This window comes from Enterobacter sp. 22452 (assembly GCF_052045065.1).
In the GTDB taxonomy this organism is placed as follows: Bacteria; Pseudomonadota; Gammaproteobacteria; order Enterobacterales; family Enterobacteriaceae; genus Enterobacter; species Enterobacter mori.
The window spans coordinates 270,952-294,226 of sequence record NZ_JBQEOB010000004.1 but is presented as its reverse complement, the minus strand read 5'-3'; the positions used below and the strand labels follow the sequence as shown (position 1 = coordinate 294,226).

20 protein-coding genes are annotated in these 23,275 nt (G+C 54.5%); 17 read left to right on the top strand and 3 right to left on the bottom strand.

Annotation, left to right across the window (positions count from 1 at the left end):
• Window positions 1-33: 33 nt before the first annotated feature.
• Window positions 34-1,236: an acetate kinase gene (gene ackA / locus ACTJJA_RS13920; protein WP_010433314.1), complete on the bottom strand. Its 1,203-nt coding sequence runs from the start codon at window positions 1,234-1,236 to the stop codon at window positions 34-36.
• A 337-nt stretch (window positions 1,237-1,573) separates the two neighbouring features.
• Here ackA and yfbV point away from each other — a divergent pair, with 337 nt between their 5' ends.
• The 4 genes from yfbV (at window position 1,574) to ACTJJA_RS13900 (ending at window position 5,195) form a co-directional block, all read left to right on the top strand.
• Window positions 1,574-2,029, top strand: coding sequence for a terminus macrodomain insulation protein YfbV (gene yfbV / locus ACTJJA_RS13915; protein WP_010433317.1), 456 nt, complete (start codon window positions 1,574-1,576; stop codon window positions 2,027-2,029).
• Window positions 2,030-2,121: 92 nt separating this feature from the next.
• Window positions 2,122-2,616, top strand: a complete 495-nt coding sequence (locus ACTJJA_RS13910; protein WP_010433320.1) for a YfbU family protein — start codon at window positions 2,122-2,124, stop codon at window positions 2,614-2,616.
• A gap of 11 nt (window positions 2,617-2,627) precedes the next feature.
• Complete coding sequence (locus tag ACTJJA_RS13905; RefSeq protein ID WP_440668477.1) at window positions 2,628-3,287, top strand: sugar phosphatase; 660 nt, start codon at window positions 2,628-2,630, stop codon at window positions 3,285-3,287.
• Between the two features lie 75 nt (window positions 3,288-3,362).
• On the top strand, window positions 3,363-5,195 hold the full coding sequence (locus ACTJJA_RS13900) for an SLC13 family permease (RefSeq protein ID WP_440668476.1): 1,833 nt from the start codon (window positions 3,363-3,365) through the stop codon (window positions 5,193-5,195).
• A gap of 79 nt (window positions 5,196-5,274) precedes the next feature.
• Here the strand turns inward: ACTJJA_RS13900 and yfbR are convergent, their stop codons facing one another.
• Window positions 5,275-5,874: a 5'-deoxynucleotidase gene (yfbR, locus tag ACTJJA_RS13895; protein WP_010433329.1), complete on the bottom strand. Its 600-nt coding sequence runs from the start codon at window positions 5,872-5,874 to the stop codon at window positions 5,275-5,277.
• Between the two features lie 118 nt (window positions 5,875-5,992).
• Complete coding sequence (gene alaA, locus ACTJJA_RS13890) at window positions 5,993-7,207, bottom strand: alanine transaminase AlaA (RefSeq protein WP_008500204.1); 1,215 nt, start codon at window positions 7,205-7,207, stop codon at window positions 5,993-5,995.
• A gap of 938 nt (window positions 7,208-8,145) precedes the next feature.
• Between alaA and lrhA the strand changes: the two genes are divergently transcribed.
• The 13 genes from lrhA (at window position 8,146) to nuoM (ending at window position 23,274) form a co-directional block, all read left to right on the top strand.
• Window positions 8,146-9,084 (top strand): transcriptional regulator LrhA, encoded by a 939-nt coding sequence (lrhA, locus tag ACTJJA_RS13885; RefSeq protein ID WP_089597911.1) that lies wholly within the window; start codon window positions 8,146-8,148, stop codon window positions 9,082-9,084.
• A 631-nt stretch (window positions 9,085-9,715) separates the two neighbouring features.
• Window positions 9,716-10,156, top strand: coding sequence for an NADH-quinone oxidoreductase subunit NuoA (gene nuoA / locus ACTJJA_RS13880; RefSeq protein WP_010433335.1), 441 nt, complete (start codon window positions 9,716-9,718; stop codon window positions 10,154-10,156).
• 15 nt (window positions 10,157-10,171) lie between these two features.
• Window positions 10,172-10,846 (top strand): NADH-quinone oxidoreductase subunit NuoB, encoded by a 675-nt coding sequence (gene nuoB / locus ACTJJA_RS13875; protein WP_003861482.1) that lies wholly within the window; start codon window positions 10,172-10,174, stop codon window positions 10,844-10,846.
• Between the two features lie 89 nt (window positions 10,847-10,935).
• Window positions 10,936-12,738, top strand: coding sequence for an NADH-quinone oxidoreductase subunit C/D (nuoC, locus tag ACTJJA_RS13870; protein WP_089597912.1), 1,803 nt, complete (start codon window positions 10,936-10,938; stop codon window positions 12,736-12,738).
• 2 nt (window positions 12,739-12,740) lie between these two features.
• Window positions 12,741-13,241 carry an NADH-quinone oxidoreductase subunit NuoE gene (gene nuoE, locus ACTJJA_RS13865; RefSeq protein ID WP_006176513.1) on the top strand — a complete coding sequence of 167 codons (501 nt, stop codon included), beginning with the start codon at window positions 12,741-12,743 and terminating at the stop codon, window positions 13,239-13,241.
• Window positions 13,238-14,575, top strand: a complete 1,338-nt coding sequence (gene nuoF, locus ACTJJA_RS13860) for an NADH-quinone oxidoreductase subunit NuoF (protein WP_089597913.1) — start codon at window positions 13,238-13,240, stop codon at window positions 14,573-14,575. Before nuoE ends, nuoF begins: the two co-directional genes overlap by 4 nt.
• Before the next feature lie 54 nt (window positions 14,576-14,629).
• On the top strand, window positions 14,630-17,353 hold the full coding sequence (nuoG, locus tag ACTJJA_RS13855) for an NADH-quinone oxidoreductase subunit NuoG (protein ID WP_126816631.1): 2,724 nt from the start codon (window positions 14,630-14,632) through the stop codon (window positions 17,351-17,353).
• Window positions 17,350-18,327 (top strand): NADH-quinone oxidoreductase subunit NuoH, encoded by a 978-nt coding sequence (gene nuoH / locus ACTJJA_RS13850; protein ID WP_010433351.1) that lies wholly within the window; start codon window positions 17,350-17,352, stop codon window positions 18,325-18,327. The genes nuoG and nuoH overlap by 4 nt, the downstream gene beginning before the upstream one ends.
• 13 nt (window positions 18,328-18,340) lie before the next feature.
• The gene (nuoI, locus tag ACTJJA_RS13845; RefSeq protein WP_010433353.1) at window positions 18,341-18,883 is read left to right on the top strand and encodes an NADH-quinone oxidoreductase subunit NuoI; all 543 of its coding nucleotides are present in this window, start codon (window positions 18,341-18,343) and stop codon (window positions 18,881-18,883) included.
• 10 nt (window positions 18,884-18,893) lie between these two features.
• A complete protein-coding gene (gene nuoJ, locus ACTJJA_RS13840; protein WP_010433354.1) occupies window positions 18,894-19,448 on the top strand; it encodes an NADH-quinone oxidoreductase subunit J in 555 nt (184 codons plus the stop codon).
• Entirely contained in the window at window positions 19,445-19,747 is a 303-nt protein-coding gene (gene nuoK, locus ACTJJA_RS13835) for an NADH-quinone oxidoreductase subunit NuoK (protein WP_006176506.1), read from the top strand. The genes nuoJ and nuoK overlap by 4 nt, the downstream gene beginning before the upstream one ends.
• Complete coding sequence (gene nuoL / locus ACTJJA_RS13830; RefSeq protein ID WP_440668475.1) at window positions 19,744-21,585, top strand: NADH-quinone oxidoreductase subunit L; 1,842 nt, start codon at window positions 19,744-19,746, stop codon at window positions 21,583-21,585. The genes nuoK and nuoL overlap by 4 nt, the downstream gene beginning before the upstream one ends.
• A gap of 159 nt (window positions 21,586-21,744) precedes the next feature.
• The gene (nuoM, locus tag ACTJJA_RS13825) at window positions 21,745-23,274 is read left to right on the top strand and encodes an NADH-quinone oxidoreductase subunit M (protein WP_089597916.1); all 1,530 of its coding nucleotides are present in this window, start codon (window positions 21,745-21,747) and stop codon (window positions 23,272-23,274) included.
• Window position 23,275 lies beyond the last annotated feature (1 nt).

Sequence of the window (23,275 nt, the reverse complement as noted above, 5' to 3'; positions counted from 1 at the left end):
AACAGCACCGCCAGCATTGCTGGCGGTGTGGAATCAGGCAGTCAGACGGTTCGCGTCTTGCGCGATGACCAGCTCTTCGTTAGTTGGAATAACGATAGCAGGGCGGGTACCTTCTTTGTTGATGAAGCCAGACTTGCCGAAGCGGGCAGCCAGGTTACGCTCGTGATCAACCTCGAAGCCAAGAACGCCCAGTTTGCCCAGGGACAGTTCACGAACCATAGCCGCGTTCTCACCAATACCACCGGTGAAGATTACCGCGTCCAGACGGCCTTCCATCAGTGCAGTGTAAGAACCGATGTATTTCGCCAGACGGTGGCAGTAAACGTCCATTGCACGTTTAGCGTCTGCTTTCTCTGCGTAGTTGTCTTCAACGTAACGGCAGTCGCTGGTCACTTCGGTCAGACCCAGCAGGCCAGACTCTTTGGTCAGCATTTTGTTGATGTCGTCAACGCTCATGCCCAGGGTGTCGTGCAGGTGGAAGATGATTGCCGGGTCGATGTCACCGGAACGGGTACCCATCACCAGACCTTCCAGCGGGGTCAGACCCATAGAGGTATCAACACATTTACCGTTGCGGATAGCAGAAACAGAACCACCGTTGCCCAAGTGACAGGTGATAATGTTCACTTCTTCAACCGGCTTGTTCAGAACTTTTGCGGCTTCCTGAGTCACATAGAAGTGGCTGGTGCCGTGTGCGCCGTAACGACGAACGCCATGCTCTTTGTACAGGCTGTACGGCAGGGCATACAGGTAAGACTCTTCCGGCATGGTCTGATGGAACGCGGTGTCAAACACGGCCACGTTTTTGTCTTTCAGATTCGGGAAGGATTTCAGCGCTTCAGCGATACCGATCAGGTGAGCCGGGTTGTGCAGCGGCGCGAAGGACGCAGAGTCTTTGATGCCCTGAATCACAGATTCGTCGATCACGACGGAGCTGGTGTATTTTTCGCCGCCGTGGACGATACGGTGACCAATCGCAGTCAGCTGAGCAGACAGTTCTGGTTTTTGTGCCAGAATAGTGTTAACGATAAAGTTCAGCGCTTCACTGTGAGCGGCGCCTGCACCTAAAGCCGCTTCTTGTTTGCTGCCGTCCATCTTCCACTTGATACGTGCTTCAGGCAGATGGAAACATTCGGCCAAACCAGAGAGGTACTCGTCACCGTTGAGCGCATCGATGATGGCGAATTTCAGTGAGGAGCTACCGCAGTTCAGAACCAGTACTAACTTACTCGACATGGAAGTACCTATTATTGATACGTGGCTAAAAAAACGTCAGTGAGTCTAAAAGCGTAACGCATGATGACCCAGACATTTATGATTAACATCATGCCAGGCGAACATTCCGGCATGATGAAAGAAATACCTATGATTTTATGCCATTTTGAACATTTTTCAGACAATGGCATAATATGCGATAATTTGACGAGTTAACGGTTCTCGTCTACGGCCTTATCAGGCTGGCACAGGATACCCGATACGGGGTAGCGATGACAAAATATTTTGAACGTTGTCATAGCCTGTTGTGGTTTTGCACAAAAATTTTAATTTTTATATGTGAAGTTGAGGTACAGCCATGTCGACACCCGAAAACCCATCCGTGAATTTCTTTAGTCTGTTTCGTCGGGGGCAGCATTACGCGAAGACGTGGCCACTGGAAAAGCGCCTCGCGCCGATGTTTATAGAGAACCGCACTATCCGCGCCACGCGCTTTGCGATTCGCTTTATGCCCCCTGTTGCCATCTTTACCCTGTGCTGGCAAATTGCCCTCGGCGGCCAGCTTGGACCCGCCGTCGCCACCGCGCTTTTTGCGCTGAGCCTGCCGATGCAGGGGCTATGGTGGCTGGGGAAACGCTCAATTACGCCGCTGCCGCCTACAATTTTACACTGGTTTTATGAAGTCCGTGGAAAACTTGAGGAAGCCGGTCAGGCGCTGGCACCGGTCGAAGGCAAGCCGGATTACCAGGCGCTGGCTGACACGCTCAAGCGCGCTTTTAAGCAACTTGATAAAACATTCCTTGATGACTTGTGATTGATCATCGAAACGACGAATAAAAGAAGGCACAGTAACAAACAGTTACCGTGTCTTTTTTTTAAAGTGCAATGCGCTACAGGAGTCGAAAGATGGAAATGACCCATGCCCAACGTCTGATTTTGTCTAACCAGTACAAGATGATGACTATGCTTGATCCCGATAACGCAGAACGCTACAGCCGCTTGCAAACTATCGTCGAACGCGGGTTTGGTTTACAGATGCGCGAACTGGATCGCGAGTTTGGCGAACTGAAAGAAGAGACCTGCCGCATCGTGATCGACATCATGGAGATGTATCATGCGCTGCATGTGTCCTGGACGAATCTCAAAGATCGCCAGTCCATTGACGAGCGCCGCGTAACCTTCTTAGGCTTTGATGCCGCAACGGAAGCGCGCTACCTGAGCTACGTTCGCTTTATGGTGAACACCGAAGGGCGCTATACCCATTTTGATGCGGGTACTCACGGCTTTAACGCGCAAACCCCAATGTGGGAAAAATACCAGCGCATGCTGGGCGTATGGCATTCCTGCCCGCGCCAGTACCATTTAAGCAGCAACGAAATTCAACAAATCATTAATGCCTGACGGAGGTACATGTGCAGTGTAAAGGTTTTCTGTTTGATCTGGACGGTACGCTGGTGGATTCGCTGCCGGTAGTGGAGCGTTCATGGTGCCATTGGGCCGACAGGCACGGCATCGACCATCAGGACGTACTGAATTTCATCCATGGCAAACAGGCCATTACCTCCTTGCGACACTTCTTAGCGGGACGTACTGAGGAAGAGATTCAGGCAGAGTTCAAATACCTCGAGAACATTGAGGCTACCGATACGGAAGGCATCACCGCGCTGCCGGGCGCGCGCGAGCTGCTTGAACATCTGAACGAAGCACATATTCCGTGGGCCATTGTGACCTCCGGCTCCATTCCCGTAGCCCATGCTCGCCATAAGGCGGCGGGTTTACCGAAGCCAGAAGTGTTCATTACTGCAGAGCGCGTCAAGCGCGGCAAGCCAGAGCCGGATGCGTTCTTGCTTGGGGCAGAGCTGCTGGGCCTTGCACCGGCGGACTGCGTGGTGGTGGAAGATGCAGCAGCCGGCGTGCTGGCCGGGCTTAACGCAGGGAGCCACGTGATCGCCGTTAACGTCCCGGCGGACTCTCCCCGGTTGAGTGAGGCGGATTTTGTGCTGAATACACTGACCGCGATTAACATCACGAAGGGACCCGGCGGAGTTGTAACCGTCTCGCTAAAAATGTAATCCCATGATATAGCCCCACATTGTTGGGGCTTTTTTATGGCAGAATTCTTTATCTTCCACTGACAAGGATAGGTTGTGAACGGTGAACTGATTTGGGTCCTGAGCCTGCTGTTAATCGCCATCATTCTTTTCGCTACAGGCAAGGTGCGCATGGATGCCGTCGCCCTGTTTGTCATCGTCGCGTTTGTGCTGAGCGGCACGCTCACGCTACCCGAGGCATTCTCCGGGTTTAGCGACCCCAACGTTATTCTCATCGCCGCCCTGTTTATCATTGGTGACGGACTGGTGCGCACCGGCGTAGCGACCATCATGGGAACGTGGCTGGTCAAGGTGGCGGGCAGCAGTGAAACCAAAATGCTGATCTACCTGATGGTGACGGTTGCCGGACTGGGGGCGTTTATGAGCTCAACGGGCGTGGTCGCCATCTTTATTCCGGTGGTGCTGAGCGTCTGCATGAGGATGCAAATCTCGCCATCGCGCCTGATGATGCCCCTGAGCTTTGCCGGTTTGATCAGCGGCATGATGACGCTGGTGGCGACGCCGCCAAACCTGGTCGTCAACAGTGAGCTGATCCGCGAAGGATTCCAGGGCTTCAGTTTTTTCAGCGTTACCCCGATTGGGCTGGTCGTTCTGGTGTTGGGCGTGGTCTACATGCTGCTGACCCGTTTTGCCCTGAAAGGCGAAAATCAGGATAAAAGCAAAGAGGGCTGGAAGCGACGCACCTTTCGCGATTTGATTAAAGAGTACCGTCTCACCGGGCGAGCGCGCCGTCTGGCTATTCGCCCCGGCTCACCGATGATTGGCCAGCGGCTGGACGATCTTAAGCTCCGTGAACGCTACGGTGCGAACGTCATCGGCGTGGAGCGCTGGCGTCGTTTCCGCCGGGTGATTGTCAATGTTAACGGGGTGTCGGAATTCCGCGCGCGGGACGTTCTGCTGATTGATATGTCCGCCGCAGAGGTAGACCTGCGTGAGTTTTGCAGCGAACAGTTGCTGGAACCGATGGTGCTGCGCGGCGAGTATTTCTCCGACCAGGCGCTGGACGTCGGTATGGCCGAAGTATCGCTGATCCCGGAATCGGAGCTGTTGGGGAAAACCGTGCGCGAAGTCGGCTTCCGCACCCGCTATGGTTTGAACGTCGTGGGACTGAAGCGCGATGGCGTGGCGATGGAAGGCGCAGTGGTGGATGAGCCGATCCTGCTGGGTGACATCTTTCTGGTCGTCGGTAACTGGAAGCTGATTAGCCAACTCGGGCAAAAAGGGCGTGATTTTGTGGTGCTCAATATGCCGGTTGAAGAGAGCGATGCGTCCCCGGCGCATAGCCAGGCACCTCACGCGATTTTCTGTCTGGTGCTGATGGTGGCACTTATGCTGACCGATGAAATCCCCAATCCGGTCGCGGCTATCATCGCCTGTCTGCTGATGGGGAAATTCCGCTGCATTGACGCTGAAAGCGCGTATAAAGCCATTCACTGGCCGAGCATTATTCTGATTGTCGGGATGATGCCCTTTGCGCTGGCGTTACAAAAAACCGGCGGGGTGGATTTGATCGTTAAAGGCTTAATGGACGTTGGCGGCGGGTATGGGCCGTACATGATGATGGTCTGTCTGTTTATCATGTGCGCCTCCATCGGCCTGTTTATCTCCAATACCGCGACGGCGGTACTGATGGCGCCTATTGCGCTGGCGATGGCGAAATCCATGGGCGTGTCGCCGTATCCGTTCGCGATGATGGTGGCGATGGCGGCCTCCGCGGCATTTATGACGCCGGTATCTTCACCGGTGAATACGCTGGTGCTGGGGCCCGGGAATTATAGATTCAGCGATTTCGTCAAGATTGGCGTGCCGTTCACCGTGCTGGTAATGGTGGTGTGCGTTGTGTTAATTCCGGTCCTGTTCCCGTTCTGAGAATATTGCCGGGTGGCGGCTGCGCCTTACCCGGCCTACAAACCGTAGGCCCTGCAAGCGCAGCGCCGCTGGGCGACAGTCAGAGGGGTGAATCCTGGCTAATCTCATCCAGCGACAGATGGAAGCTCGGCACAAATACCTGCATAAAATAATCCATCTCTTCGCTGCGGCGGGACTCCAGCGTTTTTTCCAGACGCGTTTTCGCCAGTAAAAACTCGTTATTCCCTGCAGACAGCTCTTCCAGACATTTCAGGTAGGCACACAGCGCGTCGGCCTGCTTCACCAGCGACTTTTCATCTTCCGTGTACTGATGTTCATCGATAAGCGGCTCAAAGATATCGCGTAATTCATCCGGCACCATATCGATCAGCTTCTGCTGAGCAATCTTTTCAATCGCCTTATATTCCTGCGCAATCTGCGAGTTGAAATATTTCACTGGCGTCGGCAGATCGCCGGTCAGCACTTCCGAGGCATCATGGTACATCGCCAGCAGGGCAATACGTTCAGCGTTGACCTGCCCGTTAAATTTGCGGTTCTTTATGGCGGCCAGCGCGTGAGCGACCATCGCAACCTGCAGACTGTGCTCTGAAACATTTTCCGTGCGGACGTTGCGCATCAGCGGCCAGCGGTTGATCAGCTTCAGGCGGGAGAGGTGGGCAAAGAAATGACTCTGACTCATAGGTTACCTTTTGTCTTTACTGCGACAGGCGTTCATTGTGCGGGGAGGGGAGGCAAGATGCAAATTTGCGGATTTTGTAGGCCGGGCAAGCGCAGCGCCACCCGGCAGAAAGGCAACGTTACTGATGGTATCCAGAGAGGAAGCGCCCGAAGCGGCTGATGGCCATTTCGAGGTCATCTTCGCGCGGCAGGGTCACAATGCGCACGTGATCCGGCCACGGCCAATTAAACGCCGTACCCTGAACCAGCAGCACTTTTTCCTGCAGCAGGAAGTCGAGCACCATCTTCTGGTCGTCGTGAATATTGAAGCGCTTAGCGTCAATTTTCGGGAACATATAGAGCGCGCCGTTAGGTTTCACGCAGGAGACGCCCGGGATATCGTTGATCAATTCCCACGCGCGGTTACGCTGTTCATACAGGCGACCACCGGGAACGATAAACTCGCTAATGCTCTGATAACCGCCGAGCGCCGTCTGGATCGCGTGCTGTGCAGGAACGTTGGCACATAAACGCATCGACGCCAGCATTTCCAGCCCTTCAATGTAGCCTTTGGCGTGCTTTTTCGGACCGTTCAGTACCATCCAACCCTGACGGAAACCGGCTACGCGGTAGGTTTTAGACAGGCCGTTAAAGGTGACGGTCAGCAGATCCGGGGCCAGCGCGGCGATCGAGTGGTGCTGTGCCGCGTCGTACAGGATTTTGTCGTAGATTTCGTCGGCAAAAATGATCAGGTTGTGCTGGCGGGCGAGCTCGACGATCTCCATCAGCAGTTCTTTCGAATAGACCGCACCCGTCGGATTGTTCGGGTTAATGATCACGATGCCACGCGTGCGAGGCGTAATTTTCGCGCGAATATCATCAAGGTCCGGGAACCAGTCAGAGGACTCGTCACAGAGATAATGAACGGCTTTACCGCTCGACAGCGACACGGCCGCCGTCCAAAGCGGGTAGTCCGGCGCAGGTACCAGCATTTCGTCGCCGCTGTTCAGCAGTGCCTGCATCGCCTGCACAATCAGTTCAGAGACGCCGTTGCCGATATAGATATCTTCAACGGTTACGTCACGCATACCGCGCGCCTGATAGTGCTGCATGATGGCTTTACGCGCGGAATAGAGTCCTTTTGAATCGCAGTAGCCTTGTGCAGTAGGAAGGTTGCGGATCACATCAACCAGAATTTCATCCGGCGCTTCAAAACCAAATGGCGCAGGGTTACCAATGTTGAGTTTCAGAACCTTATTGCCTTCCTCTTCAAGGCGTTTGGCCTCTTTCAGAACCGGGCCGCGGATGTCGTAACAGACGTTATCTAGTTTGCTGGATTTTTCGATAGGGGACATGAACCTTTAACCTTTTCGCTATTATTGCCACTCCCTGCCGTGGAAGTCTGCACGGAACAATGTACTCCCCCCTCGCTTCGTTTTGAAGGGTGTACAGGAGAAGATTTTGTACAATGCGTCAATTCCTGTGGAATCTATTTCACTGCTTGTAGTGAGTTCTGTTGTGCTAAAGTAATGTGATAAGTATGTTCTTAAGTTGATTGTGCTGTTTATTTTGATTTAAATTTCACATTGTGCTGTTAAAAATAAAAAGAGTGCCCAATACGCAGTAAGAAGTTCCCCTAAGTGACTTTTCGTAAAATCAGATGCTTCGCGACAGACTGTTGGAATAGTATGCTTAGGCTAAAAGTTACTCATGTGAAATTAATGTTAAGTGTTATTAATGAATGGTCTTAATCTAAATTAAAATTTATTTATTATTAACCAACAAAATGCAACTTTAGTTAATTTTAATAAAATTAGTTGAGGGGCTTAACAGTCCCTCTTAATCCTTAATATTGCAATAAGACTTATAAATAAAGTGGATTTGGGTTAAGATGTCTTTCAGGAAAGCAGGCGCCAGAGCCCTATGTTTTGTATATCTGGATCCGCTTTTCTAAATTAATTGATTGTTATTGTTGGATTTATCTCTGGCTGGTGTGTGCCGAACACATCCTGCTACGTTAACCGCGCTGCGATAAAGATGGCCGTAAAGGTGTCATACCTTTAATGTAATTTACAGAAACCTGCGAACATCTAAATATTCTGAACGTTTAAGAGAATAAAAATAACGTCATGAAACGTGCTTTCTGACTGTTGATATACAGCAGCACAATAACTATCTGTCAGGCAGTCTGCCGGGCCGGGATGCGAGGGAAACCTTCAGAGGGAATTGCTTAACTGTTACACACAGCTTCAACCCGGGCAGCTCCGCACGAGCAACCTGAAAGTGAATAGATATGATAAATGCAAATCGTCCGATAATGAATCTCGACCTCGATCTGCTGAGAACGTTTGTTGCGGTCGCCGATCTCAACACTTTTGCAGCAGCTGCTGCCGCAGTTTGCCGAACCCAGTCTGCCGTTAGCCAGCAAATGCAGCGGCTGGAGCAACTGGTCGGTAAAGAGCTTTTTGCACGTCATGGACGTAATAAGCTCTTAACGGAACACGGTATCCAGCTACTGGGTTATGCCAGGAAAATACTTCGCTTTAATGATGAAGCATGTATGTCTTTAATGTTTAGCAACCTCCAGGGGGTGTTAACATTAGGCGCATCTGATGAGTCAGCGGATACGATATTGCCGTTTCTTCTCAATCGTATCAGTTCGGTTTATCCGAAGCTTGCGCTGGATGTTAGCGTAAAGCGTAATGCTTTTATGATTGAGATGCTCAAAGAGAATGAAGTGGATCTGGTGGTCACGACGCATCGTCCTGGGCAATTTGATTGTCTGACGCTGCGGACTTCTCCAACGCATTGGTATTGCGCGGCTGAATATGTACTGCAACAAGGTGAGCCCATTCCACTGGTCTTACTGGATGATCCAAGTCCGTTCCGGGATATGGTGCTGTCGGCGCTCAACGAGGCCAACATTCCGTGGCGTTTGGCCTATGTGGCCTCAACGCTACCCGCTGTTCGAGCTGCCGTGAAAGCGGGACTCGGCGTAACAGCGCGTCCGGTGGAAATGATGAGTCCGGATCTCCGCGTGTTGGGTAAAAGTGATGGTCTTCCTGCGTTGCCGGATACGGAGTATCTGTTATGCCACAACGCCACCAGCAATAACGAGCTGGCGAAAGTCGTGTTTGAGGCGATGGAAAACTACCATAACCCCTGGCAATACGAGCATGTTACTCCGGAAGGGGGGGATGACTCCCTGATCGTTGAAGGGGACTTTGAGTGATCAAACACTCAAAATTCTCGTAACAAATTGTAAGTGTAAAAAAGAGCCACTCGCGCGATTTTCGCGTGAAGTGGTTTTTTTTTGGCAAAGATACCCTTTCCGAATACAGGGTTTCATCAGATAAGTTTTAAATATCAATAAAATACATGCTTTTGGTTAAATCGTGTTCGTTTTCCGTTCTAACTTGCCGCTTCCCCGTTCAATGTTAAAAAAACAGGAAATATGTTGCCGGTTTCTTGATTGAATTAACAAAAGCGTGTCTCAGATCAAGAAAATACTCCTATTTGGGGGGAGGAATCGTTGGCAAATCCTGTCAAAATAGGAGGGTTATTTTTTTTACTTCCAAAACGGACACGATTCAACAACATGCATTTGACGTAAAGTCATGTACCCACCAGGGTTAAAAGGGCATGAAATGTTAATGAGAATCGCTTGATGTCATTTAATGTGAAGAAACCTTTGTTAAAGTTGACAAAAGGTTATAGAAAGGAGTAAAAAACCCCATCATTTTGCTGTCTATGTCTCATTTCTGACAGTTAGTGTAAGGTTATTTGTTCCTCCCCATGAATCGATGTGATGCCCATCTGCCAGCAAGAGCAGTGTCGTCGGTATCACTTTTGATGAGTAAGCAATGAGTATGTCAACATCCACAGAAGTCATCGCTCATCACTGGGCATTCGCAATCTTTCTTATTGTAGCCATTGGCCTGTGCTGCCTGATGTTAGTCGGCGGCTGGTTCCTGGGCGGTCGCGCCCGCGCAAGGCACAAAAACACACCTTTCGAATCAGGTATTGATTCCGTAGGTACCGCTCGCTTACGCCTGTCTGCCAAGTTCTACCTGGTAGCCATGTTCTTCGTCATCTTCGACGTTGAAGCGCTTTACCTTTTCGCATGGTCGACCTCCATTCGCGAAAGTGGTTGGGTGGGCTTTGTCGAGGCCGCAATTTTCATTTTAGTGTTACTGGCCGGTCTGGTTTATCTGGTGCGTATTGGCGCGCTGGACTGGACGCCTGCGCGTTCACGCCGTGAGCAGATCAACCCGGAAAACAGTATCTCTAATCGTCAGCAGTAACAGCGAGGCAATAAGATGGATTATACGCTCACCCGCATAGATCCTAACGGTGAGAATGACCGTTACCCCCTGCAAAAACAGGAGATCGTAACCGACCCCCTGGAGCAAGAAGTCAATAAAAGCGTGTACATGGGCAAGCTCGAACATGCCATGCACGATATGGTCAACTGGGGTCGTAAGAACTCCATCTGGCCTTACAACTTTGGCCTTTCTTGCTGCTACGTTGAAATGGTGACGTCATTCACTGCGGTGCATGACGTTGCGCGTTTTGGGGCAGAGGTACTGCGTGCTTCCCCACGTCAGGCTGACCTGATGGTGGTGGCCGGTACGTGCTTTACCAAGATGGCCCCGGTTATTCAGCGTCTTTATGACCAGATGCTGGAGCCAAAATGGGTTATCTCCATGGGCGCATGTGCAAACTCTGGCGGTATGTACGACATTTATTCCGTCGTGCAGGGCGTAGATAAGTTTATCCCGGTGGATGTCTACATTCCGGGCTGCCCGCCGCGTCCGGAAGCTTACATGCAGGCGCTGATGCTGCTGCAGGAGTCTATCGGTAAAGAACGTCGCCCACTGTCGTGGGTTGTTGGCGATCAGGGGGTGTATCGCGCGAACATGCAGTCCGAGCGCGAGCGTAAACGTGGTGAACGTATTGCCGTCACCAACCTGCGTACGCCTGACGAAATTTAATTTGCGCCTGTGGGCCTGGAGAACACCTTCGCATATCACTACTCAAATAGCGCGAAGCCAGGCTTAACAGTCACCACGGACCATTTGCAATGGTGAACAATATGACCGACTTAACCGCGCAAGAAGCCGCCTGGCAGACACGGGATCATCTCGATGACCCAGTCGTTGGCGAACTGCGCAACCGTTTTGGGCCGGATGCCTTTACTGTTCAGGCCACCCGCACCGGGGTACCCGTTGTTTGGGTGAAGCGTGAACAATTACTGGAAGTGGTCGATTTCCTCAAGAAATTGCCGAAACCTTACGTCATGCTGTTTGACTTACACGGCATGGATGAACGTCTGCGTACTCACCGCCAGGGTCTCCCTGCTGCGGATTTTTCCGTTTTCTACCACCTGATCTCAATAGACCGTAATACGGATATCATGCTCAAGGTGGCATTGTCTGAAAACGACATGCATCTGCCGACGATCACCAAACTTTTCCCGAACGCGAACTGGTACGAGCGTGAAACCTGGGAAATGTTCGGCATGACCTTTGACGGCCACCCGCACCTGACGCGCATCATGATGCCGCAGACCTGGACCGGCCACCCGCTGCGTAAAGACTACCCGGCACGTGCAACCGAATTCGACCCGTTTGAGCTGACCAAAGCCAAGCAGGACCTGGAGATGGAAGCGCTGACCTTCAAGCCGGAAGACTGGGGCATGAAGCGCGGTACCGAAAACGAGGACTTCATGTTCCTCAACCTCGGTCCAAACCACCCGTCTGCGCACGGTGCATTCCGTATTATTCTTCAGCTTGACGGCGAAGAGATTGTCGACTGCGTGCCTGATATCGGCTACCACCACCGTGGTGCTGAGAAGATGGGCGAGCGTCAGTCCTGGCACAGCTACATTCCGTATACCGACCGTATCGAGTACCTCGGCGGCTGCGTCAACGAAATGCCATATGTGCTGGCCGTTGAGAAACTGGCGGGTATCACCACGCCGGATCGCGTTAACGTGATTCGCGTCATGCTGTCAGAACTGTTCCGTATCAACAGCCACCTGCTGTACATCTCCACGTTCATTCAGGACGTCGGCGCGATGACCCCGGTATTCTTCGCCTTTACCGACCGTCAGAAAATCTACGATCTGGTGGAAGCAATTACCGGTTTCCGTATGCACCCGGCCTGGTTCCGCATCGGCGGTGTGGCACACGATCTGCCGCGCGGCTGGGACCGTCTGCTGCGTGAATTCCTCGACTGGATGCCAAAACGTCTGGCGTCTTACGAGAAAGCCGCGCTGCGTAACACCATCCTGAAAGGTCGTTCTCAGGGCGTTGCTGCCTACGGCGCGAAAGAAGCGCTGGAGTGGGGGACGACAGGTGCAGGTCTGCGTGCGACCGGTATTGATTTCGACGTGCGTAAAGCCCGTCCTTACTCTGGCTACGAGAACTTCGACTTTGAAGTCCCGGTGGGCGGCGGTGTTTCCGACTGCTACACCCGCGTGATGCTGAAAGTGGAAGAGCTGCGCCAGAGTCTGCGCATCCTTGAGCAGTGCCTCAACAACATGCCGGAAGGCCCGTTCAAAGCGGATCACCCGCTGACTACGCCGCCGCCGAAAGAGCGCACGCTGCAACATATCGAAACCCTGATCACCCACTTCCTGCAGGTTTCCTGGGGTCCGGTCATGCCGGCGCAAGAATCCTTCCAGATGATTGAAGCGACCAAGGGTATCAACAGTTACTACCTGACCAGCGACGGCAGCACCATGAGCTACCGTACCCGCGTGCGTACGCCAAGCTTCGCGCACCTGCAACAGATCCCGGCCGCCATTCGCGGCAGTCTGGTCTCCGACCTGATTGTGTATCTGGGTAGTATCGATTTTGTTATGTCAGATGTGGACCGCTAATTATGCACGAGAATCAACAACCACAGACCGAGGCTTTTGAGCTGAGTGAAGCAGAACGTGCCGCTATTGAGCACGAGATGCACCACTACGAAGACCCGCGTGCGGCGTCCATTGAAGCGCTGAAAATCGTACAGAAACAGCGTGGCTGGGTGCCGGATGGGGCGATCTACGAGATCGCAAAAGTGCTGGGTATTCCGGCAAGTGACGTAGAAGGCGTAGCCACGTTCTACAGCCAGATCTTCCGTCAGCCGGTTGGCCGCCATGTGATCCGCTATTGTGACAGCGTTGTCTGCCACATCACCGGCTATCAGGGCATTCAGGCTGCGATTGAGAAGAAGCTCAATATCAAGCCGGGCCAGACCACGTTCGATGGACGCTTTACTCTGCTGCCGACCTGCTGCCTGGGTAACTGCGACAAGGGGCCGACCATGATGATTGATGAGGACACTCACAGCCATCTGACGCCGGAAGCGATTCCTGACCTGCTGGAGCAGTACAAATGAAAACTGTAATTCGTACTGCTGAGACGCATCCGCTGACCTGGCGTCTGCGCGATGATAAACAGCCGGTATGGCTTGAAGAATACGAAAGCAAAAACGGCTATGCCGGTGCGCGTAAAGCCCTTGGCGGCATGGCGCCGGACGACATCGTTAACGCGGTAAAAGATTCTGGCCTGAAAGGGCGCGGCGGTGCGGGCTTCTCCACCGGTCTGAAGTGGAGCCTGATGCCGAAAGACGAATCCATGAACATCCGTTACCTGCTGTGTAACGCCGATGAAATGGAGCCGGGCACCTATAAAGACCGCCTGCTGATGGAGCAGCTGCCGCACCTGCTGGTGGAGGGCATGCTGATCTCCGCGTTTGCGCTGAAAGCGTACCGTGGCTACATCTTCCTGCGCGGTGAGTACATCGAAGCGGCAGAAAACCTGCGTCGCGCGATTGCCGAAGCCACCGAAGCGGGTCTGCTTGGGAAAAACATCCTGGGCACCGGGTTTGACTTCGAACTGTTCGTGCACACCGGTGCCGGGCGTTACATCTGCGGTGAAGAAACCGCGCTGATTAACTCTCTGGAAGGCCGCCGTGCGAACCCGCGCTCTAAGCCACCGTTCCCGGCAAGCTCCGGCGTATGGGGTAAACCGACCTGCGTAAACAACGTCGAAACCCTGTGTAACGTTCCGGCTATTCTCGCCAACGGCGTGGAGTGGTATCAGGGCATCTCCTCAAGCAAAGATGCCGGTACCAAGCTGATGGGCTTCTCTGGTCGCGTTAAAAATCCTGGCGTCTGGGAACTGCCGTTCGGTACCACCGCACGCGAAATTCTTGAAGACTACGCGGGCGGCATGCGCGATGGCCTGAAATTCAAAGCCTGGCAGCCGGGTGGGGCAGGGACTGACTTCCTGACCGAAGCCCACCTCGATCTGCCGATGGAATTCGAAAGCATTGGTAAAGCAGGCAGCCGTCTGGGTACGGCGCTGGCGATGGCCGTCGACCACGAGATCGGCATGGTCTCGCTGGTGCGTAACCTGGAAGAGTTCTTCGCCCGCGAGTCCTGCGGCTGGTGTACACCGTGCCGTGACGGTCTGCCGTGGAGCGTGAAGATCCTGCGTGCAATCGAACGTGGCGAAGGCCAGCCTGGCGATATCGAGACACTTGAGCAACTGTGTCGATTCTTAGGCCCAGGCAAAACCTTCTGTGCCCACGCACCGGGTGCCGTAGAGCCGCTGCAGAGCGCGATTAAATATTTCCGCGACGAATTCGAAGCAGGCATCAAGCAGCCGTTCAGCAATACCCATTCAATCAATGGTATTCAGCCGAACCTGCTGAAAGCGCGCTGGTAAAAACAGAATTTTGATTAACGCTCGAAGCAATTCGAGACAACTGGAAGCATGCTAATGGCTACGATTCATGTAGACGGCAAAGAATACGAAGTCAACGGGGCGGACAACCTGCTGGAAGCTTGTCTGTCTCTTGGCCTCGATATTCCGTACTTTTGCTGGCATCCGGCGCTGGGCAGCGTCGGTGCTTGCCGCCAGTGTGCGGTGAAGCAATATCAAAACGCGGAAGACACGCGTGGTCGCCTGGTGATGTCCTGTATGACGCCAGCCACCGAAGGCACCTTTATTTCGATTGATGACGAAGAAGCGAAACAGTTCCGCGAAAGCGTGGTGGAATGGTTGATGACCAACCACCCGCACGACTGTCCGGTTTGTGAAGAGGGCGGTAACTGCCACCTTCAGGATATGACCGTCATGACCGGTCACAGCTTCCGTCGCTATCGCTTTACCAAGCGTACCCACCGTAATCAGGATCTGGGGCCGTTCATCTCTCACGAAATGAACCGCTGCATCGCCTGCTACCGTTGCGTGCGTTACTACAAAGACTACGCAGACGGTCAGGATCTGGGCGTGTATGGCGCACATGACAACGTCTACTTCGGTCGTCCGGAAGACGGTACGCTTGAAAGCGAATTCTCCGGTAACCTGGTAGAAATCTGCCCGACCGGCGTATTCACGGATAAAACCCACTCCGAGCGTTACAACCGTAAATGGGACATGCAGTTTGCGCCAAGCATCTGTCAGCAGTGTTCCCTCGGCTGTAACACCAGCCCGGGTGAGCGTTACGGCGAACTGCGCCGTATCGAAAACCGTTATAACGGTACCGTTAACCACTACTTCCTCTGCGACCGTGGTCGTTTCGGCTATGGCTATGTCAACCTGAAAGACCGTCCGCGTCAGCCGGTTCAGCGCCGTGGCGACGACTTCATTACCCTGAACGCTGAACAGGCGATGCAGGGTGCGGCAGATATTCTGCGCCAGTCGAAGAAAGTGATCGGTATCGGCTCCCCGCGCGCCAGTATCGAAAGCAACTTCGCGTTGCGCGAGCTGGTTGGGGCGGAAAACTTCTATACCGGTATCGCTCAGGGCGAGCAGGAACGTCTGCAGCTGGTACTGAAAGTGCTGCGTGAAGGCGGTGTCCACACCCCTGCGCTGCGCGAAATTGAATCTTATGATGCGGTTCTGGTGCTGGGTGAAGACCTGACGCAGACCGGCGCACGCGCGGCTCTGGCGGTTCGTCAGGCGGTGAAGGGTAAAGCACGTGAAATGGCAGCGGCGCAGAAAGTGGCCGACTGGCAGATTGCGGCAATCCTGAACATCGGTCAGCGCGCGAAGCATCCTCTGTTTGTGACCAACGTTGACAATACCCGTCTGGACGATATCGCGGCGTGGACCTACTGCGCACCGGTTGAAGATCAGGCGCGTCTTGGCTTTGCGATTGCCCACGCGCTGGACAGCAACTCTCCGGCCGTTGAGCTGGATCGTGACCTGCAGAACAAGGTCGACGTGATTGTTCAGGCCCTGGCCGGTGCGAAAAAACCGCTGATTATTTCCGGGACCAACGCCGGTAGCGCCGAGATCATTCAGGCGGCAGCCAACGTTGCCAAAGCCCTGAAAGGCCGCGGAGCGGACGTCGGTGTGACCATGATTGCCCGTGCGGTGAACAGCATCGGTCTGGGTATGATTGGCGGCGGCTCGCTGGAAGCAGCGTTAAGCGAACTGGAATCCGGTTCTGCTGACGCCGTTGTGGTGCTGGAAAACGATCTGCATCGCCATGCCTCTGCTGCTCGCGTTGACGCCGCGCTCTCCAAAGCGCCGCTGGTGATGGTGATTGACCATCAGCGCACGGCGATTATGGATAAAGCGCACCTGGTGCTCTCTGCGGCAAGCTTCGCAGAAAGCGACGGTACCGTTATCAACAACGAAGGCCGCGCACAGCGTTTCTTCCAGGTTTATGACCCGGCGTACTACGACAGCAACACCGTGATGCTGGAAAGCTGGCGCTGGCTGCACTCCCTGCACAGCACCGTGCAGAGCCGTGAAGTGGACTGGACGCAGCTCGACCACGTTATCGACGCGGTCGTCGAAAAACTGCCTCAGCTGGCAGGCATTAAAGATGCCGCGCCTGAAGCAAGCTTCCGCATTCGCGGCCAGAAACTGGCGCGTGAACCGCACCGTTACAGCGGTCGTACCGCAATGCGCGCCAATATCAGCGTACACGAACCGCGCCAGCCGCAGGATAAAGACACGATGTTCGCCTTCTCAATGGAAGGGAACAACCAGCCGTCTGCGCCGCGTTCGCAAATCCCATTCGCATGGGCGCCAGGCTGGAACTCCCCGCAGGCATGGAACAAGTTCCAGGCTGAAGTGGGTGGTTCCCTGCGCCACGGCGATCCGGGCGTGCGTCTGATTGAAGCCTCCGAAACCGGTCTGGACTTCTTCACCACCGTACCGGCGAGCTTCCAGGCCCAGGATGGCAACTGGCGTATCGCGCCGTACTACCATCTGTTCGGTAGCGACGAGCTGTCCCAGCGTTCACCGGTCTTCCAGACCCGCATGCCGCAGCCATACATTAAGCTCAACCCGGCGGATGCCGCGAAGCTTGGCGTTAACGCGGGCGCGAACATTGCCTTTAGCTATGACGGCCAGACAATCAGCCTGCCGCTGATTATTTCTGAAGGTCTGACAGCAGGGCAGGTGGGTCTGCCAATGGGTATGCCTGGCATCGCGCCGGTACTGGCGGGTGCGCGTCTTGATAACCTGCAGGAGGCAAAAGCATGAGTTGGTTAACGCCGGATCTTATCGACATCCTGCTGAGCATTCTGAAAGCGGTTGTGATTCTGCTGGTGGTGGTCACCTGCGGCGCGTTCATGAGCTTTGGTGAACGTCGTCTGCTCGGTCTGTTCCAGAACCGTTACGGACCGAACCGCGTGGGCTGGGGTGGTTCACTCCAGCTTGTGGCGGACATGATCAAGATGTTCTTTAAAGAGGACTGGATCCCGCGCTTCTCGGACCGCGTGATCTTTACTCTGGCACCGATGATCGCCTTCACCTCGCTGCTGCTGGCGTTTGCTATCGTTCCGGTCAGCCCGACCTGGGTGGTCGCTGACCTGAACATCGGCATTCTGTTCTTCCTGATGATGGCAGGCCTCGCGGTTTACGCGGTGCTATTCGCAGGCTGGTCCAGTAACAACAAATACTCGCTGCTGGGTGCAATGCGTGCTTCCGCGCAGACGCTGAGCTACGAAGTGTTCCTGGGTCTCTCCCTGATGGGCGTGGTGGCGCAGGCCGGTTCATTTAACATGACCGACATCGTCAACAACCAGGCCGACATCTGGAACGTTATCCCGCAGTTCTTTGGGTTTATTACCTTTGCTATCGCGGGCGTGGCGGTGTGTCACCGTCACCCGTTTGACCAGCCAGAAGCCGAACAGGAACTGGCCGACGGTTATCACATTGAATATTCCGGTATGAAATTCGGTCTGTTCTTCGTGGGCGAGTACATCGGTATCGTCACCATTTCCGCGTTGATGGTAACGCTGTTCTTTGGTGGCTGGCATGGCCCGTTCTTACCGCCGTTCATCTGGTTCGCGCTGAAAACCGCGTTCTTTATGATGATGTTCATTTTGATTCGTGCGTCCTTACCGCGTCCGCGTTATGACCAGGTAATGTCCTTCGGCTGGAAAGTGTGCCTGCCGCTGACGCTCGTCAACTTGTTGGTAACGGCGGCTGTCATTCTCTGGCAGCAGCCATAAGGGGCTTTAGACCATGACCTTAAAAGAATTATTAGTAGGTTTCGGCACCCAGGTACGCAGTATCTGGATGATCGGCCTGCACGCGTTTGCCAAACGCGAAACCCAGATGTACCCGGAAGAGCCGGTATATCTGCCGCCGCGCTACCGTGGCCGTATCGTGCTGACGCGCGATCCGGACGGTTCTGAGCGCTGCGTTGCCTGTAACCTGTGTGCGGTAGCGTGCCCGGTAGGCTGTATCTCTCTGCAAAAAGCCGAGACGGTAGATGGCCGCTGGTACCCTGAGTTCTTCCGCATCAACTTCTCACGCTGCATCTTCTGCGGTCTGTGTGAAGAAGCGTGCCCAACCACGGCGATTCAGCTGACTCCAGACTTCGAACTGGGTGAGTACAAGCGTCAGGACCTGGTGTACGAGAAAGAGGATCTGCTGATTTCCGGTCCGGGCAAATACCCGGAATATAACTTCTACCGGATGGCGGGTATGGCAATCGACGGCAAAGATAAGGGCGAAGCAGAGAACGAAGCTAAGCCTATCGACGTCAAGAGCCTGTTACCGTAAGGAGAGGGCAATGGAATTCGCTTTTTATATCTGTGGCCTTATCGCCATCCTGGCTACGCTGCGAGTGATCACGCACACCAATCCGGTGCATGCGCTACTGTACTTAATCATTTCGCTGCTGGCCATTTCCGGGGTGTTCTTTGCGCTGGGCGCGCACTTCGCCGGTGCGCTGGAAATCATCGTCTACGCCGGTGCCATCATGGTGCTGTTCGTGTTCGTGGTGATGATGCTGAACCTGGGCGGTTCTGAAATTGAGCAGGAACGTCAGTGGTTAAAACCGCAGGTGTGGATTGGTCCGGCAATTCTGTCGGCCATCATGCTGGTGGTGATTGTTTACGCCATTCTGGGCGTGAACGATCAGGGCATCGACGGTACGCCAATCAGCGCTAAGACAGTCGGTATTGCTCTGTTTGGCCCTTACGTTCTGGCGGTTGAACTGGCGTCAATGCTGCTGCTGGCAGGTCTGGTTGTTGCCTTCCACGTCGGCCGTGAAGAGCGTGTTGGCGAGGTGCTGAGCAACCGCACTGATGACCGCGCGAAAAGAAAAACGGAGGAGCGCGCATGATCCCCTTAACACATGGACTGATCCTCGCTGCGATTTTGTTCGTTCTGGGCTTAACCGGTCTGGTTATCCGCCGCAATCTGCTGTTTATGCTGATTGGTCTGGAAATCATGATTAACGCCTCCGCGCTGGCCTTCGTGGTCGCCGGGAGCTACTGGGGCCAGGCCGACGGTCAGGTGATGTACATTCTCGCCATCAGCCTTGCGGCTGCCGAAGCGAGTATTGGCCTGGCGCTGTTGCTGCAGCTCCATCGTCGCCGCCAGAACCTGAACATCGATTCAGTAAGTGAGTTGCGTGGATGAACATGCTTGCCTTAACCATTATTTTTCCGCTGATTGGCTTCGTGCTGCTGGCGTTTTCTCGCGGCCGCTGGTCTGAGAATCTGTCTGCGACCGTGGGTATCGGCTCAATCGGTCTGGCTGCGCTGGTCACAGCGTATGCGGGTATCGACTTCTTTAACAACGGACGTCAGCCCTTCAGCGTGCCGCTGTGGACGTGGATGTCGGTCGGTGATTTCAACATCGGTTTCAACCTGGTGCTGGATGGTCTGTCTCTGACCATGCTCTCCGTTGTCACCGGCGTGGGCTTCCTGATCCACATGTTCGCCTCATGGTATATGCGCGGTGAAGAGGGCTACTCCCGCTTCTTCGCCTACACCAACCTGTTTATCGCCAGCATGGTGGTTCTGGTGCTGGCCGATAACCTGCTGCTGATGTACCTGGGCTGGGAAGGCGTGGGTCTGTGTTCTTACCTGCTGATCGGTTTCTACTACACCGATCCGAAGAATGGCGCAGCGGCCATGAAAGCGTTCGTCGTGACCCGCGTGGGTGACGTGTTCCTCGCTTTCGCGCTGTTCATTCTCTATAACGAACTGGGCACGCTGAACTTCCGCGAAATGGTGGAACTGGCACCGGCGCACTTCGAAGCAGGCAACAATATGCTGTGGTGGGCAACGCTGATGCTGCTGGGTGGTGCTGTGGGTAAATCCGCGCAGCTGCCGCTGCAGACATGGCTGGCCGACGCGATGGCGGGTCCAACGCCTGTCTCCGCGCTGATCCACGCTGCGACCATGGTCACCGCGGGTGTCTACCTGATTGCGCGTACCCATGGCCTGTTCCTGATGACCCCGGAAATTCTGCATCTGGTGGGTATCGTCGGTGCGGTGACGCTGGTGCTGGCAGGCTTTGCCGCACTGGTGCAGACCGACATCAAACGCGTTCTCGCGTACTCCACCATGAGCCAGATTGGTTACATGTTCCTGGCGCTGGGCGTTCAGGCGTGGGACGCAGCCATTTTCCACCTGATGACGCACGCGTTCTTTAAAGCGCTGCTGTTCCTCTCATCCGGTTCGGTGATCCTGGCCTGCCATCACGAGCAGAACATCTTCAAGATGGGCGGACTGCGTAAGTCTATCCCGCTGGTGTACGTCTGCTTCCTGGTGGGCGGCGCGGCGCTGGCGGCACTGCCGCTGATCACCGCGGGCTTCTTCAGTAAGGACGAAATCCTTGCGGGTGCCATGGCGAATGGTCATATCAATCTGATGGTTGCGGGTCTGGTCGGTGCGTTCATGACCTCCCTGTATACCTTCCGTATGATTTTCATCGTATTCCACGGTAAAGAACAAATTCACGCTCACGCAGGGAAGGGGATCACCCATCACCTGCCGCTGATTGTGCTGCTGGTACTCTCCACCTTCGTTGGCGCGATGATTGTGCCACCGCTGCAGGGCGTACTCCCGGCGACAACCGAGCTTGAGCACGGTCGCGTTCTGACGCTTGAAATCACCTCCGGCGTGGTTGCTATCGCGGGCATCCTGATTGCTGCATGGCTGTGGCTGGGTAAACGTACGCTGGTGACTGCCGTTGCCAACAGTGCGACGGGCCGTCTGCTGGGCACCTGGTGGTACAACGCGTGGGGCTTCGACTGGCTGTACGACATGATCTTCGTTAAGCCGTTCCTGGGCATCGCGTGGCTGGTAAAACGCGACCCGCTGAACAGCCTGATGAATATCCCGGCGATCCTCTCCCGCTTTGCAGGTAAAGGCCTGCTGTACAGCGAGAACGGTTATCTGCGCTGGTATGTGGCATCCATGAGCATCGGTGCGGTTGTCGTGCTGGCGCTGCTGATGGTGTTGCGATAGTGGTTTTGCCCGGTGGCGCTGCGCTTACCGGGCCTACGAGAGCGTAGGTCGGGTAAGCGTAAGCGCCACCCGACACAACAAACCGCACTAACGCGTGAATTTTGTCGAATTTGTTGAAAATCGGTCCCTTAGGGACTTTAACAAGGAATAAAAATCGCCATGTTACTACCCTGGCTAATATTAATTCCCTTCATCGGCGGCTTCCTGTGCTGGCAGACTGAACGCTTTGGCGTGAAGATGCCGCGCTGGATCGCGCTGATCACTATGGGATTGACGCTCGCGCTTGGCCTGCAACTCTGGTTGCAGGGCGGTTACTCACTGACCCAGTCTGCGGGCATTCCGCAGTGGCAGTCGGAGTTTATCCTGCCGTGGATCCCACGTTTCGGCATTACGATCCACCTGGCGATTGACGGTCTGTCGCTGCTGATGGTGGTGCTGACCGGTCTGCTCGGCGTTCTGGCGGTACTTTGCTCCTGGCGAGAAATCGAAAAATACCAGGGCTTCTTCCACCTGAACCTGATGTGGATCCTGGGCGGCGTGATCGGCGTGTTCCTTGCCATCGACATGTTCCTGTTCTTCTTCTTCTGGGAGATGATGCTGGTGCCGATGTATTTCCTGATCGCGCTGTGGGGCCATAAGGCGTCCGACGGTAAAACGCGTATCACGGCGGCAACCAAGTTCTTCATCTATACCCAGGCGAGCGGTCTGGTAATGCTGATTGCCATCCTGGCGCTGGTGTTCGTGCATTACAATGCGACCGGTGTTTGGACCTTCAACTATGAAGAGCTGCTGAAGACCCCGATGTCTCACGGCGTGGAATACCTGCTGATGCTGGGCTTCTTCATCGCCTTCGCGGTGAAAATGCCGGTGGTTCCGCTGCACGGCTGGCTGCCAGACGCGCACTCTCAGGCACCGACGGCGGGTTCCGTTGACCTGGCGGGCATCTTGCTGAAAACGGCGGCCTACGGTCTGCTGCGTTTCGCACTGCCGCTGTTCCCGAATGCCTCCGCTGAATTCGCACCAATTGCCATGTGGCTCGGCGTGATCGGTATCTTCTACGGCGCGTGGATGGCCTTCACGCAGTACGACATCAAGCGTCTGATTGCCTACACCTCCGTTTCCCACATGGGCTTCGTGCTGATTGCGATCTACACCGGCAGCCAGCTGGCGTACCAGGGCGCGGTCATTCAGATGATTGCGCACGGCCTGTCCGCTGCGGGTCTCTTCATCCTGTGCGGTCAGCTGTACGAACGTCTGCACACTCGCGACATGCGTATGATGGGCGGCCTGTGGGGCAAAATGAAATGGCTGCCAGCGCTCTCTATGTTCTTCGCGGTTGCCACCCTGGGTATGCCGGGCACCGGTAACTTCGTCGGCGAATTTATGATTCTGTTCGGCAGCTTCAAAGTGGTTCCGATGATTACCGTCATCTCCACCTTTGGTCTGGTGTTCGCTTCCGTGTACTCGCTGGCGATGCTGCACCGCGCTTACTTCGGTAAAGCGAAGAGCGAAATTGCTGCACAAGAACTGCCGGGGATGTCGCTGCGTGAGCTGTTCATCATCCTGCTGCTGGTCGTACTGCTGGTGCTGTTGGGCTTCTATCCGCAGCCGATTCTGGATACATCGCATAGCGCGATGGGCAACATCCAGCAGTGGTTTGTTAATTCTGCTTCTACTACAAGGCCGTAAT

Coding starts and splice junctions, on each gene's coding strand:
- nuoB (WP_003861482.1), top strand. CDS start 10,172: ATGGATTATACGCTCACCCGCATAGATCCTAACGGTGAGAATGACCGT.
- nuoC (WP_089597912.1), top strand. CDS start 10,936: ATGGTGAACAATATGACCGACTTAACCGCGCAAGAAGCCGCCTGGCAG.
- nuoK (WP_006176506.1), top strand. CDS start 19,445: ATGATCCCCTTAACACATGGACTGATCCTCGCTGCGATTTTGTTCGTT.
- ackA (WP_010433314.1), bottom strand. CDS start 1,236: ATGTCGAGTAAGTTAGTACTGGTTCTGAACTGCGGTAGCTCCTCACTG.
- nuoG (WP_126816631.1), top strand. CDS start 14,630: ATGGCTACGATTCATGTAGACGGCAAAGAATACGAAGTCAACGGGGCG.
- nuoM (WP_089597916.1), top strand. CDS start 21,745: ATGTTACTACCCTGGCTAATATTAATTCCCTTCATCGGCGGCTTCCTG.
- lrhA (WP_089597911.1), top strand. CDS start 8,146: ATGATAAATGCAAATCGTCCGATAATGAATCTCGACCTCGATCTGCTG.
- nuoF (WP_089597913.1), top strand. CDS start 13,238: ATGAAAACTGTAATTCGTACTGCTGAGACGCATCCGCTGACCTGGCGT.
- ACTJJA_RS13910 (WP_010433320.1), top strand. CDS start 2,122: ATGGAAATGACCCATGCCCAACGTCTGATTTTGTCTAACCAGTACAAG.
- nuoJ (WP_010433354.1), top strand. CDS start 18,894: ATGGAATTCGCTTTTTATATCTGTGGCCTTATCGCCATCCTGGCTACG.
- nuoI (WP_010433353.1), top strand. CDS start 18,341: ATGACCTTAAAAGAATTATTAGTAGGTTTCGGCACCCAGGTACGCAGT.
- nuoL (WP_440668475.1), top strand. CDS start 19,744: ATGAACATGCTTGCCTTAACCATTATTTTTCCGCTGATTGGCTTCGTG.
- nuoH (WP_010433351.1), top strand. CDS start 17,350: ATGAGTTGGTTAACGCCGGATCTTATCGACATCCTGCTGAGCATTCTG.
- nuoE (WP_006176513.1), top strand. CDS start 12,741: ATGCACGAGAATCAACAACCACAGACCGAGGCTTTTGAGCTGAGTGAA.
- nuoA (WP_010433335.1), top strand. CDS start 9,716: ATGAGTATGTCAACATCCACAGAAGTCATCGCTCATCACTGGGCATTC.
- yfbR (WP_010433329.1), bottom strand. CDS start 5,874: ATGAGTCAGAGTCATTTCTTTGCCCACCTCTCCCGCCTGAAGCTGATC.
- yfbV (WP_010433317.1), top strand. CDS start 1,574: ATGTCGACACCCGAAAACCCATCCGTGAATTTCTTTAGTCTGTTTCGT.
- alaA (WP_008500204.1), bottom strand. CDS start 7,207: ATGTCCCCTATCGAAAAATCCAGCAAACTAGATAACGTCTGTTACGAC.